The 15,523-nt window shown below is 73.0% G+C and carries 7 protein-coding genes (1 of these 7 running past the window's edge); all 7 read left to right on the forward strand.

Going from position 1 to position 15,523, the window contains the following annotated elements; genetic code table 11:
- Positions 1 to 2,984: the final stretch of an SDR family NAD(P)-dependent oxidoreductase gene (locus ACZ5XZ_RS12645; RefSeq protein WP_468977028.1), read on the forward strand. 21,223 nt of this gene lie to the left of the window's left edge; the window shows 2,984 of its 24,207 coding nt (coding positions 21,224–24,207); the start codon falls outside the window, past its left edge; its stop codon occupies positions 2,982 to 2,984.
- Entirely contained in the window at positions 2,981 to 8,953 is a 5,973-nt protein-coding gene (locus ACZ5XZ_RS12650) for an SDR family NAD(P)-dependent oxidoreductase (protein ID WP_468977030.1), read from the forward strand. The genes ACZ5XZ_RS12645 and ACZ5XZ_RS12650 overlap by 4 nt, the downstream gene beginning before the upstream one ends.
- Position 8,954: 1 nt before the next feature.
- Positions 8,955 to 11,267 (forward strand): ACP S-malonyltransferase, encoded by a 2,313-nt coding sequence (gene fabD / locus ACZ5XZ_RS12655; RefSeq protein ID WP_468977032.1) that lies wholly within the window; start codon positions 8,955 to 8,957, stop codon positions 11,265 to 11,267.
- A gap of 31 nt (positions 11,268 to 11,298) precedes the next feature.
- On the forward strand, positions 11,299 to 12,315 hold the full coding sequence (locus ACZ5XZ_RS12660) for an NADP-dependent oxidoreductase (protein ID WP_468977034.1): 1,017 nt from the start codon (positions 11,299 to 11,301) through the stop codon (positions 12,313 to 12,315).
- Positions 12,316 to 12,615: 300 nt separating this feature from the next.
- Positions 12,616 to 13,467 (forward strand): SAM-dependent methyltransferase, encoded by an 852-nt coding sequence (locus ACZ5XZ_RS12665; RefSeq protein WP_468977037.1) that lies wholly within the window; start codon positions 12,616 to 12,618, stop codon positions 13,465 to 13,467.
- Positions 13,468 to 13,581: 114 nt separating this feature from the next.
- Positions 13,582 to 14,793: a cytochrome P450 gene (locus ACZ5XZ_RS12670; RefSeq protein ID WP_468977040.1), complete on the forward strand. Its 1,212-nt coding sequence runs from the start codon at positions 13,582 to 13,584 to the stop codon at positions 14,791 to 14,793.
- A gap of 155 nt (positions 14,794 to 14,948) precedes the next feature.
- Positions 14,949 to 15,341 carry a hypothetical protein gene (locus tag ACZ5XZ_RS12675; protein ID WP_468977042.1) on the forward strand — a complete coding sequence of 131 codons (393 nt, stop codon included), beginning with the start codon at positions 14,949 to 14,951 and terminating at the stop codon, positions 15,339 to 15,341.
- The last annotated feature ends 182 nt before the right edge of the window (positions 15,342 to 15,523 follow it).

The following is a 15,523-nucleotide window of genomic DNA, read 5'->3' on the forward strand; positions in this document are numbered from 1 at the left end:
CGCGCGCGGCGGCCCCCGCCGCCCCGGAGCCCGCCCCGGCCGTCACCACCACGTCCGCCGCCGAGCCGCCCGGCGACGAGCCGATCGCCGTCATCGGCATCAGCGGCCGCTTCCCGATGGCCGACGACCTCGACGCGTTCTGGGAGAACCTCAGCGCGGGCCGCGACTGCACCCGCGAGGTCCCCGCCGACCGCTGGGACTGGCGTGCCCACTACGGCGACCCGCTCAGGGAGCCCAACACCTCCCACGTGACGTCCGGCGGTTTCATGGACGGCGTAGGCGACTTCGACCCGCTGTTCTTCGACATCTCCCCCAAGGAAGCGGAGCTGATGGACCCGCAGCAGCGGCTCCTGATGCTGTACGTGTGGAAGGCGCTGGAGGACGCCGGATACTCGGCGGGCGCCCTCGCGGGCACGAACACGGCCCTCATCGCCGGCACCACCAGCACCGGCTACAGCACCCTGGTCACCCGGTACTCGCCGGTGATCGAGGGGTACGACATCACCGGCGCGGCCCCCTCGATGGGCCCGAACCGGATGAGCTACTTCCTGGACCTGCACGGCCCCAGCGAGCCCGTCGACACGGCCTGTTCGAGCGCGCTGGTCGCCCTGCACCGGGCCGTCCAGGCCCTCCGCGACGGCCAGTCGGACCTGGCCATCGCCGGCGGCGTCAACACGATGGTCAGCGTCGACGGGCACATCAGCATCTCCAAGGCGGGGATGCTGAGCCCCGAGGGCCGCTGCAAGACCTTCTCCGACCGTGCCGACGGCTATGCGCGGGGTGAGGGCGTGGGGATGCTGGTGCTCAAGCGCCTGTCGGCGGCCGAGCGCGACGGCGACCACGTCTACGGCCTGATCCGCTCGACGGCCGAGAACCACGGCGGCCGGGGCAGCTCCCTGACCGCGCCCAACCCCAAGGCCCAGGCCGCCCTTCTGAAGGAGGCGTACGGCAAGGCCGGGATCGACCCGCGGACGGTCGGCTACATCGAGGCCCACGGCACCGGCACCAAGCTCGGCGACCCGGTCGAGATCAACGGGCTGAAGGCGGCCTTCCGCGAGATGTACGAGGAGCGGGGCGCGGTGGTGGAGCAGGCCCACTGCGGTGTCGGCTCGGTGAAGACCAACATCGGTCATCTCGAACTCGCCGCGGGTGTCGCCGGCGTGATCAAGGTGCTGCTGCAGATGCGGCACCGCACCCTCGTCAAGAGCCTGCACTGCGACACCGTCAACCCGTATATCGACCTCGACGGCAGCCCGTTCCACCTGGTGCGCGAGCAGCAGCCCTGGCCGTCCCTGCGTGACGCGGAGGGCCGTGAGCTGCCGCGCCGGGCCGGCGTCAGCTCCTTCGGCTTCGGCGGCGTCAACGCCCATGTCGTCCTCGAGGAGTACGTGCCGCGCACGGCAGCCGAGCCGGACCGGGCGCCCACCGCGCCCGTCCCCGTGGTCCTGTCGGCGAGCCACCCCGACGTGCTGTGCGCACTCGCCGAGCGCTGGGTGGACGCGCTGCGCCGCGGCGACTACGACGACACCGACCTGGCGTCGATCGCCTACACCGCGCAGACCGGACGCACGCCCATGACCGAGCGCCTGGCCTGCCTGGCCGGCACGACCGGCGAACTGAGGGAGGCGCTGGAGTCCTGGCTGCGCGGCGAGCCCGTGGCCGGCGTCTTCCGCGGCACGGTCCCGCGCGGCGTCGACCTGCCGGACGCACCGGCCGGGTTCGGCCCGCACGACGACCGTTCCGCCGCGGTCCGGCCCGACTGGGGCCGCCTGCTCCAGGCCTGGGCCGACGGCGCCCCCGTCGACTGGGACCGCCTGCACACCGGGCGCCGCCCGCGCCGGATCGCCCTGCCGACCTACCCGTTCCGCCTCCGGCGCTACTGGGTCGACACCACGCGCCCCGCGAACGGCACCCAGCCGGCGGCGCTGCACCCGCTGGTGCACACCAACACCTCGGACCTGAACGGGACCCGCTACACCTCGCACTTCACCGGCCGCGAGTTCTTCCTCGCCGACCACCGCGTCCAGGCCCGGGTGATGGACACGGTCTCCACCTGGCGGCCCGGCGGCCGGCCCGCCGCCTCCGACGGCTCCGTGGACGCCGTACCGGTGCTGCCGGCGGTGGCCTACCTGGAGATGGCGCGCGCCGCCGCGGCCTCGGCGGCCGGCGGCGACGCCCACGCCTGGTCGCTGAAGCTGGCCTCCTGGCTGCGCCCGCTCACCGTGGAGCAGCCGACCGACGTGCACACCGCGCTGACCACCCGCCCCGGCGGCGGACTGGGCTACGAGGTGTACGTGCTGGGCGAGGACGGCGAACGCGTCGTCTTCGGCCGCGGCCAGCTGCGCAGCGCGTCCGCCGCGCCCGCCGAGCGGCTCGACCTCGCGGCCCTGCGCGCGGGGTGCGACGGCCCCGTGCTCGACGCCGAGGCCTGCTACGCGCGCTTCACCGGCATCGGCATGGCCTACGGCCCGGCACTGCGCGGCATCGAGCGCCTGTACACCGGCTCGCGGCAGGCGGTGGCGCGGCTGCGGCTGCCCGCCGCCGCGTCCCGCGAGAGCGGCCACGTACTCAACCCGGCCATGCTCGACGCCGCCCTGCAGGCCACGGTCGGCCTCTTCGTCGACGACCCCGGCACGCCGCGCACGGCACTGCCGTTCGCCCTGGCCGAGCTGGAGGTGCCCAGGGCGGTCCCGGACACCGGCTGGGTGGTCGTCCGGTTCGCCGCGGACGACCACGTGGGCGCGGTGCGCCGCCTCGACCTCGACCTGTGCGACGACGACGGCGAGGTGTGCGTACGCCTGCGCGGCTTCAGCGTCCGCACGCTCGGCGGCGGCGAGCCCACCGGTGACGACGGGCCCGCCCGGCTCGCCGAACCGGCACCCGAGCCGCCGTCCGGGTCCGACGACGCCCACCTGCTGGACCTGATCGAAGCCATTGGTCGGCGCGAGATGAGCGCGGACGAATTCAAGAGGAGCCTGGCATGAGCACCACCCGCATCGCATCCCTGGACGACCTGCACCGGCTCATACGCGAGGGACAGGTGGGACAGGACGAAGCGCTCCGCCTGATCCGCGACTGGAAGCAGGCGCAGCAGCAGGCACCGACGCCGGCCGCCCGGCCCGCCGAGGCCGCCGACACCGAGGCCCTGACGGAGCGGGTCTGCGCCGTCGTGGTGGAGAAGGTCTGCGAGCTGCTGAAGGTAACCCCCGACGACCTGGACGTGCATGTCGACCTCAGCGAGTACGGGCTCGACTCCCTCGTCATCACCCAGCTGGTGAACATGGTCAACGACGCCCTGGGCCTGGAGCTGGTGCCCACCGTGCTGTTCGAGCACGCCACGATCCAGGCCTTCGGCGCCCACCTGGCCGACGCGTACGGCCCGGCGCTCGCCGCCCGCCTGGGGCTGCGGCCGCCCGGCGCCGCCGCGGAGCCCGCCGCCGCGGAGCCGCCGGCCGCGGAGCCCGCCGCCGTGGAGCCCGCCGGCCCGCCCGTGCCGGCCGCGGCCCTCCCCGCACGGGCCGTAGCCGCCGCAGCCCCCGCGCCCGCCGACCGGCCGGGCGACCCGATCGCGGTCGTCGGCATGAGCGGCCGGTTCCCCCAGGCCGAGGACCTCGACGCCTTCTGGCGGAACCTGCGCGACGGCCGCGACTGCATCGCCGAAGTCCCCGCCGACCGGTGGGACTGGCGCGCCCTGTTCGGCGACCCCTTGCAGGAGCCGGGCCGCACCAACGTCAAGTGGGGCGGCTTCATGGACGGCGTCGCCGACTTCGATCCGCTGTTCTTCGGCATCGCCCCGAGGGACGCCGTCCACATGGACCCCCAGCAGCGCCTGCTGATGCTCTACGTGTGGAAGGCGCTGGAGGACGCCGGCTACGCCGCCGACGCCCTGGCCGGGAGCAGCCTCGGCCTGTTCGTCGGCACCGGCGACACCGGCTACGGCCTGCTCTCCGACCGCAGCAGCGGCCGGGGCGACAGCGTCACGCCCACGGGCAGCGTGCCCTCCGTCGGCCCGAACCGGATGAGCTACTTCCTGGACGTGCACGGACCGAGCGAGCCGATCGAGACCGCCTGTTCGAGTTCCCTGGTCGCCATGCACCGCGGCGTCGTTTCTCTCGAACGGGGCGAGTGCGACATGGCCGTCGTCGGCGGCATCAACACCATGGTGATCCCCGACGGCCACATCAGCTTCGGCAAGTCCGGGATGCTGAGCCCCGAGGGCCGCTGCAAGACCTTCTCCGACCAGGCCGACGGCTATGCGCGGGGTGAGGGCGTGGGCATGCTGGTGCTCAAGCGCCTGTCGGCGGCCGAGCGCGACGGCGACCACATCCACGGCCTGATCCGCTCGACGGCCGAGAACCACGGCGGCCGCTCCAACTCCCTGACCGCGCCCAACCCCAAGGCCCAGGCCGCACTGATCCGGCGCGCCTACCGCGCCGCCGGGATCGACCCGCGGACCGTGGGCTACATCGAGGCCCACGGCACCGGCACCAAGCTCGGCGATCCGATCGAGATCAACGGGCTGAAGGCGGCCTTCCGCGAGATGTACGAGGAGCGCGGCGCGGTGGTCGAGGACGCCCACTGCGGTGTCGGCTCGGTGAAGACCAACATCGGTCATCTCGAACTCGCCGCGGGTGTCGCCGGCGTGATCAAGGTGCTGCTGCAGATGCGGCACCGCACCCTTGCCAAGAGCCTGCACTGCGACACCGTCAACCCGTACATCGACCTCGACGGCAGCCCGTTCCACCTGGTGCGCGAGCAGCAGCCCTGGCCGTCCCTGCGTGACGCGGAGGGCCGTGAGCTGCCGCGCCGGGCCGGCGTCAGCTCCTTCGGCTTCGGCGGCGTCAACGCCCATGTCGTCCTCGAGGAGTACGTGCCGCGCCCCGCGCCGCCGGTGAGCACGCCGGACCCCGTGGCCGTCGTCCTGTCCGCCCCGGAGCCCGAGACGCTGCGTGCCAGGGCCCGGCAGCTGGCCGACTGGATCGACGCGGGCCGGCTCGGCGAACCCGACCTGCCGGACCTCGCCTACACGCTGCAGGTGGGCCGGGTCGCGATGGACGAGCGCCTCGCCTTCCTGACCCCCTCGCTCGCCGACCTGCGCGAGCGGCTGGGCGGCTTCCTCGACCGCGGCACCGCACAGGGCCTGCACACCGGCCGGGCCCAGCGCCAGGGACCGTGGAACGAGCTCGCCGGCGACGACGACATCGCCCTCGCCCTCGACAGCTGGATAGCCAAGGGCAAGCTCGGACGCCTGCTCAAACTCTGGGTCACCGGCTTCGACCTGGACTGGCAACGCCTGTACGCCGGCCGGCCGATGCGGCGCATCCCGCTGCCCGCCTACCCCTTCCAGCTGCAGCGCTACTGGATCGCCGACGCCAAGCGCGCCACGCCGAGCACACCGCGGCCCCCGGCACCGGTGGCCGCGGCGCCGGCCGCACCACCGGCGCCCTACCGCAGCGAACTGAGCGGGCACGAGTTCTACCTGCGCGACCACCGCGTGGCGGACACGCCCGTCCTGCCCGGCGCCGCCTACCTGGAGTTCGTCCGCGACGCGCTGGTCCGGGCCGCGGACCACGGCACCGCCACGGGCGTGCGCCTGCGCGACGTCACCTGGCTGCGCCCCCTGGAGGTGACGGCGCCGCGCACCCTCACCGTCGAAGTGGACCCGGCCGGCGGGGCGTTCGAGGTGTACGCCCAGGGCGACGGCGACCGTGTCCTGCACGCGACCGGCACCGCACACACCGACCCCGCCCTCCTCGCCGCCGACCACACCCACGACATCGACGCACTGCGCGCGAGCCTCCCCTCCCGGCGCGAAGGCACCGAGTGCTACGCGCTGTTCGCACGCATGGGCCTGGAGTACGGCCGCGCGTTCCGGGGCGTGCAGGAGCTGTACCACGGCGCGGACACCGCCCTCGCGCGCCTGCTCCTCCCCGAGGAGGCGGCCGCCTCCTCGACGCTCAACCCGGGCATGCTCGACGCCGCCCTGCAGGCGACCCTGGGACTGTCGCTCGGCGAGCACGGCGACGCCCCGGAGGGGACGGCGCTGCCGTTCACCGTGCGCGAGGTGCAGGTCCTGGCCCCCACCCCGGTCGAGGGCTGGGCGCTGGTCGGCCGGGCCGCGGACGACCGCCGCGACTCCGGCGTACGCCGCCTGGACATCGACCTGTGCGACACCCGGGGCAACGTCTGCGTACGGTTGCTGGGCTTCAGCACACGGAGGAAGCCGGGCCCGGCGCCCCGCGCCGCCGAGCCGGCCACCGAGCCCGCCCTGCTGATCCAGGCGGACTGGCGCGACAGGGCGGCACCGCGGCACCACGGCGACGACGTCGAGCGGCACGTCGTCCTGTGCGAACTCCCGAAGCCGGACGCCACCGCGCTCGCCGCGGCGCTGGGCGGCGCCACCTGCGAAACCTGGCAGGCCCGCGGCGAGACGCCCGCCCGCTACACCGAGTACGCCGAGCGGTTGCTGGCGCTGCTGCGCGACACGGCGCAGCGGGCCGCCCGTGCGCCGCGCCTCATCCAGGTCGTCACCCCCGCGCACGCGCCCTGGCTGGGCGGGCTGAGCGGCATGCTCCGCACGGCCCGCATGGAGCACCCCAAGCTGCTGACGCAGTGGATCGAACTGGACGGTGACGGCGACGCCCCGGAGGAGCTGGCCGGACGGCTGCGGGGCGACGGCGCCGACCCGGTCGAGGAGGCCGTGCGCTACCGCGCCGGACGCCGGCAGGTGTCCCAGTGGCGCGAAGTGGCACCGGCCGCCCCCGAACTGCCCTGGCGCGACGGCGGCGTCTACCTGCTGACCGGCGGCGCCGGAGGGCTCGGCGCGCTGTTCGCCGAGGACATCGCCCGGCGCGTCGCGTCGCCCGCCCTGGTCCTGTGCGGCCGCGGCCCGGCCGGCCCGGCACAGCGGGAACTGCTCACCACCCTGCGCGCCCTGGGCGCCCGCGCCGACTACCGGGTGCTCGACGTCGCCGACCGCGCCGCCGTGACCCGGGCCGTACGCGAGGTCCAGGCCGAGTACGGCGCGCTGCACGGCATCGTGCACGCCGCCGGAGTGCTGCGCGACGGCTTCGTGGCCAGGAAGACCGCGGACGACCTCCGCGCGGTGTTCGCGGCCAAGGTGGCCGGGCTGTACCACCTCGACGAGGCGACCGCCGCCGTCCCGCTCGACTGCTTCATCGGCTTCTCCTCCATGGCCGCCTTCGGCAACGTCGGACAGGCCGACTACGCCGCCGCCAACGCCTTCATGGACCGATACGCCGCCCACCGCGCCCTGCTGGTGGACCGGGGCAGCCGGTCGGGCCGCACCCTGATGGTGAACTGGCCGCTGTGGGAGAAGGGCGGCATGGGCGCCGACCCGTCGACCGTCGACCTCCTTCAGGCCGTGGGCATGCGGCCGATGCGGGCAGCCGTGGGCGTCGAGGCCCTGGACCGCGTCTGGGCGGCCGGCCTGCCCAGCGCCATCGCCCTCGACGGCGACCACGCCCGGATGCGGGAGCGCTTCCTGCCGGCGCACCCCGAGCCGCAGACCACTGCCGAACCCGCGCCGGCCGCCGCGCCGACGCCGTCCGTCGAGGCGACGCCCGCCGGCGCACCGGCCGCCGAGCCCACCGAGCCGGCCGAGCCGGCCGAGCCGCAGGCCGTGGGAGACGTCGTCGCGGACCTCATGGCGACGCTGCTGGAGGTCGACGTGGCGACCCTGCGGTGGGACCGGTCCCTGGGCGACTACGGCTTCGACTCCATCTTCATGATGCAGTTCCTCACCCAGGCGCAGACGCACCTCGACGCCTCCCTCACCCTCGACGTCATCGCCGGCTGCCAAACGCTGCAGGAGGTCGTCGACGCGATCACCGGCACGGCGGCCGCCGCGGACACCGGCACGCCCGCCCCGGAGCCCGCCGCGGTGACTTCGGCCGAGCCGGCCCCGGCGGCCGCCGCCCCGGCCCAGGCCCCGGCACGGCGCGCGGAGCCCGCCTCGCCGGGCGACTTCCCCGAACTGGTCCGCATGAACGGAGTCACCTCCGGCCGGCCGGTGTTCTGGATCCACCACGGCAACGGCGGCGTGGAGTCCTACGCTCCGCTGGCCGCACGCTGCCCGCGCCCCTTCTACGGCATCCAGCCCAAGGGCTGGATCGACTCCACCGACATCCTCACCGGCCAGTACGCCATGGCCGAGCACTACGCCTCGCTCATCCTCGCCGTACAGCCGGAAGGCCCCTACGACATCGGCGGGTTCTCCCTGGGCGGCCTGTTCGCGTACGAGACCGTGCGCCAGCTCCAGCTGAAGGGCGCCGACGTGCGCACGCTGGTCATGCTGGACACGCTGGACGCGGCCGCCACCAACAAGGCCAACGCCCTCATCGTCGGCGGGAACTTCGACGCCGACGTGGTCACCAAGGTGAGCGACTTCCGCGCCGTCAACCTGATCCTCGGCAACAACCGCTTCGACTCGCACGGCGGCGCCAGCCCCATCCTGCGCCGCGACGAGGTCGACACCACCCTGGACACCAAGGCGTTCCTCGACTCCCTGATCGCCGCCGCCCTCGACCGCGGCGTCAGCAAGACCGAGGCGCAGCTGCGCTCCCGCGTCCGTCAGCTGTCCCGCTACTTCGCGGCGACACAGGACGAGAAGTACACGGTGGACCCGCTGCCGCGCCGCGACGGACTGCGCTGCTACTACCTGCGCAACCGGGGCGGCAAGTTCTTCGGCGCCTTCGAGGAGCACATGGTGCTCTTCCCGAACCCCGACCTGCCCACCGTGGACGGCATCGCGTACTGGCAGGAGTGGGCCGACCAGATCGACGACTTCTTCACCATCGACGTCGACACCTCGATGCACGCCGAGGTCATGACGGCCCCGCAGTCGCTCGACAAGCTGATGCGCCTCGGCGACCGGCTCTACGCCGCCGAGGACGTCGCCGCCCCGGCGACCGACGCGCAGGGAGGCCGCTGACATGAAGGCACTGGTCTTTCCCGGCCAGGGCGCCCAGCGGCGCGGCATGGGGCGCGAGTTGTTCGACGCGTATCCCGAGCTCGCCGACGAGGCATCCGAGATCCTCGGCTACTCCCTGCGCACGCTGTGCCTGGACGATCCGCACCGGCAACTGGGCCGCACCGAGTACACCCAGCCCGCGCTGTTCGTGGTCGGCGCGCTCGCCCACCGGCAGTGGCGCGAGCGCACCGGCGGCGAGCCGGACTTCCTCGCCGGGCACAGCCTGGGGGAGTACTGCGCCCTGCACGCCGCCGGCGCCTTCGACTTCGCGACCGGACTGCGCCTGGTCCAGCGGCGCGGCGCGCTGATGGCCCAGGCGCGGGGCGGCGGCATGGCGGCCGTGGTCGGGCTCGACGCGGCAGCGCTGGGCGAACTCCTCGACGAGGGCGGCTTCGCGGGCCGGCTGACCGTCGCCAACGACAACGCACCGCAGCAGAAGGTCGTGTCCGGCGACACCGCGACCGTCGACGCGCTGGTGGCCCACCTCGACGCGCGCGACGTCCGCTGTGTGCGACTGAACGTCTCCGGCGCGTTCCACTCGCCGCTGATGCGCCGGGCGCAGCAGGACTTCGCCCGCTTCGTCGACGGGTTCGCCCTCGGGGACCCGGCGACGCCGGTGATCGCCAACGCCACGGCGCGCCCGTACGTCCCCGGCCGGACCGCGCACACGCTCGTCGACCAGATCGTGCGGCCGGTGCGCTGGACCGAGAGCGTGCACCACCTCCTCGACCAGGGCGTCACCGACGTCGTCGAGCTCGGCGGCCGGGTACTGGGCAAGCTGGTCGACCAGATCCGCTCCGCCCCGCGTCCGGCCGCCCACCCCGAGGCGCCGGCCGCCCCACGCGAAGAGCCGGCCGCCCCACTCGGTACGGCGGCCGACCCACGGGGCGCCCGGCCCGGCACACCCGCCGCCGCGCTCGGCAGCCCCGTGTTCCGCCGGAGGATGGGCGTGCGCCACGCCTACGCAGTGGGCGGCATGTACCGGGGCATCGCCTCGGCCGAGATGGTCGTCAGGCTCGGCCGGAACCGCATGCTCGGCTTCCTGGGCACCGGTGGCCTGCCGCTCCCGGAGGTCGAGCAGCGGGTGAAGGAGGTCCAGCACGGCCTGGCCGACGGGCAGCCCTACGGCGTCAACGTCCTGGCCGACCACGACGACCCCGCGGCCGAGCGCGCACTGGTCGACCTGCTGATGCGCCAAGGGGTCCCCGTCATCGAGGCGTCGGCCTTCCTGCAGATGACCCCCGCGCTCGTCCTCTACCGGGCGCGCGGACTGCGCCGCGGTGCCGACGGCCGCACCGTGTGCGACCACCGCATCATGGCCAAGGTCTCCCGGCCGGAGGTCGCCGAGCAGTTCATGGCACCCGCCCCCGAACCCGTCCTGGACAGGCTCCGCCGGGAGAACGCCCTCACCGACGAACAGGTACGGCTCGCCCGGACGGTGCCGATGAGCCACGACATCACGGTCGAGGCGGACTCCGGCGGGCACACGGACGGCGGAGTCGCCACGGTGCTGATGCCCGCCATGCTGGGGCTCCGGCAGCGGGCCCAGGACCGGTACGGCTACCACGAGCCGATCTGCCTGGGCCTCGCCGGCGGCCTGGGCACCCCCGCGGCGCTCGCGGCGGCCTTCATGCTGGGCGCCGACTACGTACTCACCGGATCCATCAACCAGTGCACGGTGGAATCCGGCATGAGCACCGAGGTCAAGGACATGCTGCAGGACGCCGGCATCGCCGACACCGGTTATGCCCCCGCAGGCGACATGTTCGAGTTCGGCGCCAAGGTACAGGTGCTCCGCAAGGGCGTCTTCTTTCCCACCCGGGCCAACAAACTGTTCTCCCTGTACTCCCACTACGACGGCCTCGACGAAATACCGGACAAGACCCGCTCCTTGCTGGAGCGGACCTATTTCGGAAAGAGCGTCGAAGAGGTCTGGGACGAGGTATGCGACTATCTCCGGTCGCAGGGACGCGACACCGAAATCGACCGGGCCGACGCGGAACCCAAACAGAAAATGGCCCTGGTGTTTCGCTGGTACTTCTTCCACTCCACGCGCCTGGCGATGAACGGCGACGGTTCGGGAAAAGTGAACTACCAGATCCAGACCGGACCGGCGCTGGGCGCCTTCAACCAGTGGGTCGAAGGCACCGAACTCGCCTCATGGCGGCACCGCCACGTCGACCGGATCGGCCTGCTGCTGCTCGACGGCGCCGCCGCACACATCGCCACCGCATGCCGCCACTGGCGCCACACCCTCGGAGTGCCCCGTGCGTGACGGACACCCCACCGCAGTCGAGGAGAGCGTGATGACCGTTCCGTCCACGGGCACCGAAGTCCGGCTCGCCGCCCGCCCCGAGGGGCGGCCGACCGCCGCGGACTTCTCGGTCGTGCGGGCGGAGCTGCCCGCCGTCAGGACCGGCCAGGTGCTGATCCGCAACCTGGTGATGAGCGTCGACCCGTATATGCGCGGGCGGATGAACAACACCAGGTCCTACGTTCCGCCGTACATCGTCGGCAAGGCGCTCGACGGGGGCGCCGTCGGCGAGGTCGTCGTCTCGAAGTCACCGCGGCTGGCCGTCGGCGACCTGGTCCTGCACGGCCTCGGCTGGCGGGAGTACGCCGTCGTGGGCGCCGCCGGAGTGGTCCGCATCGACCCGGCGCTCGCGCCGCCCGGCGCGTACCTCGGCGTGCTCGGCATGCCCGGCCACGCCGCCTACACGGGGCTGCTCAAGGCCGCCGAATTCCGTGCCGGCGACACCGTGTTCGTCTCCGGGGCCGCGGGCGCGGTGGGCTCCCTCGTCGGGCAGATCGCCCGGATCTGCGGCGCGAAGCGGGTGATCGGATCGGCGGGGAGCGCCGAGAAGGTCGCCTATCTGACCGAGGAGCTGGGCTTCGACGCGGCGTTCGACTACAAGGACGGACCGGTCCTCGAACAGCTGGCGAAGGCCGCACCGGCGGGCATCGACGTCTACTTCGACAACGTGGGCGGCGACCATCTGGACGCGGCCCTGATGGTGGCCAGGCTGGGCGCGCGGTTCGCCCTCTGCGGCAGCATGTCGCAGGCCCACGGCAAGAACGGCCCGGCCGGTCCACGGAACCTGACGCAGGCCATCGCCAAGGGCATCACCCTGCGCGGCTTCCTCGTCTGGGGCCACGGCGACCTCGGCGAGGAGTTCACCGCCCGCATGGGCGGCTGGCTGACCTCCGGGAGGATCTCCTACCGGGAGACCGTCGTCGAAGGTCTACAGAACGCGCCCACCGCGTTTCTCGACATGCTGCGCGGCGCCCACACCGGGAAAATGCTCGTGAGAATCGCCGAATGAAGCCGCCGCGCCGCACAGCGGAAAGCGGTGAACTCCCCGAATTTCCCCAACGCCCCGGAAACTCCCGGGCACATGTTCCGCAAATGCCTTCCGGTCGGTATCGTGAACTCCAGGCGCATACGCCACGCAGATGGCGAGCAGACGGCGAACTCCACGCCCTGCGCACGGACTTCCCCACCGGCCTTTCCTTTCCCGGTCGTTCGGCCTGCGGCGAGTCGGCGCTTTCCGGCCGACCGGACCCACGCACCCGCCGTGCAGGCACCACCTTCTGATTCACCAGAAAGAAATCGGAGAACTCTCATGTCCAGCACGTCCACGCCCACGTCCCCGGCCGACTCCACCCTCACGGCCACCCCCGTCCCCGAAGAGGTCGGACGCCTCTACGACCGCCTCACCGCACTGGACACCGCGGCGGTCGGCGGCAGCCTCCACCTCGGCTACTGGGACGTCGACGACCACGACACCCCGCTGCTGGAGGCGGCCGACCGGCTCACCGACGAGATGACCGACCGTCTGCGGATCGTCGAGGGCCAGCGGGTCCTGGACATCGGCTGCGGAGTCGGCCAGCCGGCCATGCGGATCGCCCGGCGCACCGGGGCCCATGTCACGGGCATCGCGATCAGCAAGGACCAGATCGCCCGCGCCACCGCCCTCGCCGAGGGCGCCGGCCTGGGCGACCGGGTGGAGTTCCGGCACGCCGACGCCATGGAACTGCCCTTCCCCGACGACTCCTTCGACGCCGCCGTCGCCATCGAGTCGATCTTCCACATGCCCGACCGCGGACGGGTCCTCGGCGAGATCCGCCGCGTCCTGCGCCCCGGCGGCCGCCTGGTCCTCACCGACTTCTTCGAGCGCGGCCCCATCCCCGCGCAGAAGCAGCCCGCCGTGGACCGGCTGCTCCGCGACTTCATCATGACGCTGGCCCGGCCGGAGGACTACGTGCCCATGCTGCGCGACGCGGGCCTCCGCTTCGTCGAGCTGCTCGACATCACCGAGCAGAGCGTGCGCCAGACCTTCGAGCAGATGAGCCGGGGCTCCCAGGAGATGCAGACCGTCTTCGACGACGAGGCGGAGGAGAAGTTCAGCCCCGCCTCCATGATCGACGTCGACGAGTTCGGGTCCGTGCTGCTGACCGCCCGCAAGCCCCTCTGACCGGGGACGTTCGCACGCGGTGGCGCCGCAGGAGCGCCGTCCCGGCCGCCGGGCGACGACGCCACGCGCCTCCGGCGCCACCGCGCACCCACCACCCACCAGGAGCGACATCCCGTGACCGAACCGACCGACGGCGGCGCCCCGCCCGCCTTCCCCTTCCCCCGCACCTGCCCCTACCGGCTGCCCGCCGAGTACCACGGCCTCCGCGAGACCGGGCCCGTGTCGAAGGTGGTGCTGCCGACCGGCCAGCCGGCGTGGATCCTGACCCGCTACGACGATGTGCGCAAGGCGCTGCTCGACCCGCGCCTGAGCTCCGATCGCGCCGATCCGAACTTCCCGATGCTGGTCGAGATGGCACGGAGCGACAAGGACTCCACGCTGTCCCTGGCGGGCATGGACGCGCCCGAGCACACCCGGGCGCGGCGCGCCGTGGTCGGCGAGTTCACCTTCCGCCGGATGGAGGCCCTGCGGCCGCGCATCCAGGAGATCGTCGACGAGTGCGTCGACGCGATGCTCGCCGGCCCCAACCCGGCCGACCTGGTGAAGGCGATGTCCTTCCCGGTGCCGTCCCTGGTCATCTGCGAGCTGCTCGGTGTGTCCGTCGACGACCGCGACTTCTTCGAGGACCGCACCTCGCGCATGCTCAGCATGGCCCTGCCGCCGCTGACCCGGCAGCAGGCGTTCTTCGACCTGCAGGCATACCTGGACGAACTCGTGACGACCAAGGAGAAGGTCGCGGGGGAGGACCTGCTCAGCCGTCAGATCGCCAAGGGCCGCAAGGACGCCGCCTACGACCACGACGCACTCGTCGACCTGGCGTTCCTGCTGCTGACCGCCGGGCACGACACGACCGGGAACATGATCTCGCTGGGCATGCTCGCCCTGATGGAGACGCCCGAGCTGCGGGCGCGCATCACCGGCGACCCCGGCAGCACGCCGCAGGTCGTCGAGGAACTGCTGCGCTACTTCACCATCACCGACATCATCACCACCCGCGTGGCCAAGGAGGACGTCGAGATCGGCGGGCAGACCATCCGCACCGGCGAAGGCGTCTTCGCGCTGGGCGGCTCGGCCAACCACGACCCGGACGTCTACGAGAACCCCGGGAAGCTGGACGTCGACCGCGGCGCACGCCAGCACCTCGCCTTCGGCCACGGCCCGCACCAGTGCCTCGGACAGAGCCTCGCCCGTATGGAACTGGAGATCGTCTACGACACCCTGCTCCGCCGCATCCCCGAACTCCGCCCGGCCGGCCCGGTCGAGGCCCTCCCGCTGAAGAACGACGCGGCCATCTTCGGCCTGCACGAGCTCCCGGTCACCTGGTAGAGGGAGACGAGCGGGTGCGGCACCGGATCCCGGCGGTCAGGGGATACGGCGCGTCACTCAGCGGCTCCGTGGTATTTCGCATTAGCCTTCAGTAACTGTATGGATTCGATCGATTACCGACCGAATTCATTCGATCTACCGGAGATGATATGCAAATGCTTCGCAAGGCTGCCGTCGTGACTGTCGTCCTCGCCAGCGTCGGCCTCGTCGGCGCCGGCACCGCCTACGCCGGCGGCGCGGGCGGCGGCGGCACCCCCCGCCGCACCCAGGTGACCCACGTCGAGGCCCCTCAGCAGCAGACGGTCCGTCAGGTCGTCAGCCCGCAGCAGTGGGGCGGCGACCACCACCGCCGCAAGGCGCACAGCCACAAGGTCGAGATCCGCCAGCACACCTCCTGCAGGACGCACGAGGCGAACGTCGACGTGCTCGGCAACGTGGGCATCCTCAACGGCCTGTTGGCCAACGCGGGCGGCGGCGAGGGCAGCTCGGGCACGCAGTCCACCAGGATGGGCACGCACCAGGGCTGCAACAACATCATCCGCAGGTAACGGAAACGAGCCCCGGCCTTAGCCGCGGGCCGGGGGGGGGGGGGGGGGGGGGGGGGGGGGGGGGGGGGGGGGGGGGGGGGGGGGGGGGGGGGGGGGGGGGGGGGGGGGGGGGGGAAGGAGGGGGGGGGGGGGGGGGGGGGTGGGTGGGGGGGGGGGGGGGGGGGTGTGGGGGTTATGAGGAT

The sequence above is a fragment of the Streptomyces sp. NPDC033270 genome (genome assembly GCF_055576575.1).

What these genes read in the sequence shown, in the direction of transcription:
- ACZ5XZ_RS12675 (WP_468977042.1), top strand. Translation starts at nt 14,949, where the DNA reads ATGCTTCGCAAGGCTGCCGTCGTGACTGTCGTCCTCGCCAGCGTCGGC.
- fabD (WP_468977032.1), top strand. Translation starts at nt 8,955, where the DNA reads ATGAAGGCACTGGTCTTTCCCGGCCAGGGCGCCCAGCGGCGCGGCATG.
- ACZ5XZ_RS12650 (WP_468977030.1), top strand. Translation starts at nt 2,981, where the DNA reads ATGAGCACCACCCGCATCGCATCCCTGGACGACCTGCACCGGCTCATA.
- ACZ5XZ_RS12660 (WP_468977034.1), top strand. Translation starts at nt 11,299, where the DNA reads ATGACCGTTCCGTCCACGGGCACCGAAGTCCGGCTCGCCGCCCGCCCC.
- ACZ5XZ_RS12665 (WP_468977037.1), top strand. Translation starts at nt 12,616, where the DNA reads ATGTCCAGCACGTCCACGCCCACGTCCCCGGCCGACTCCACCCTCACG.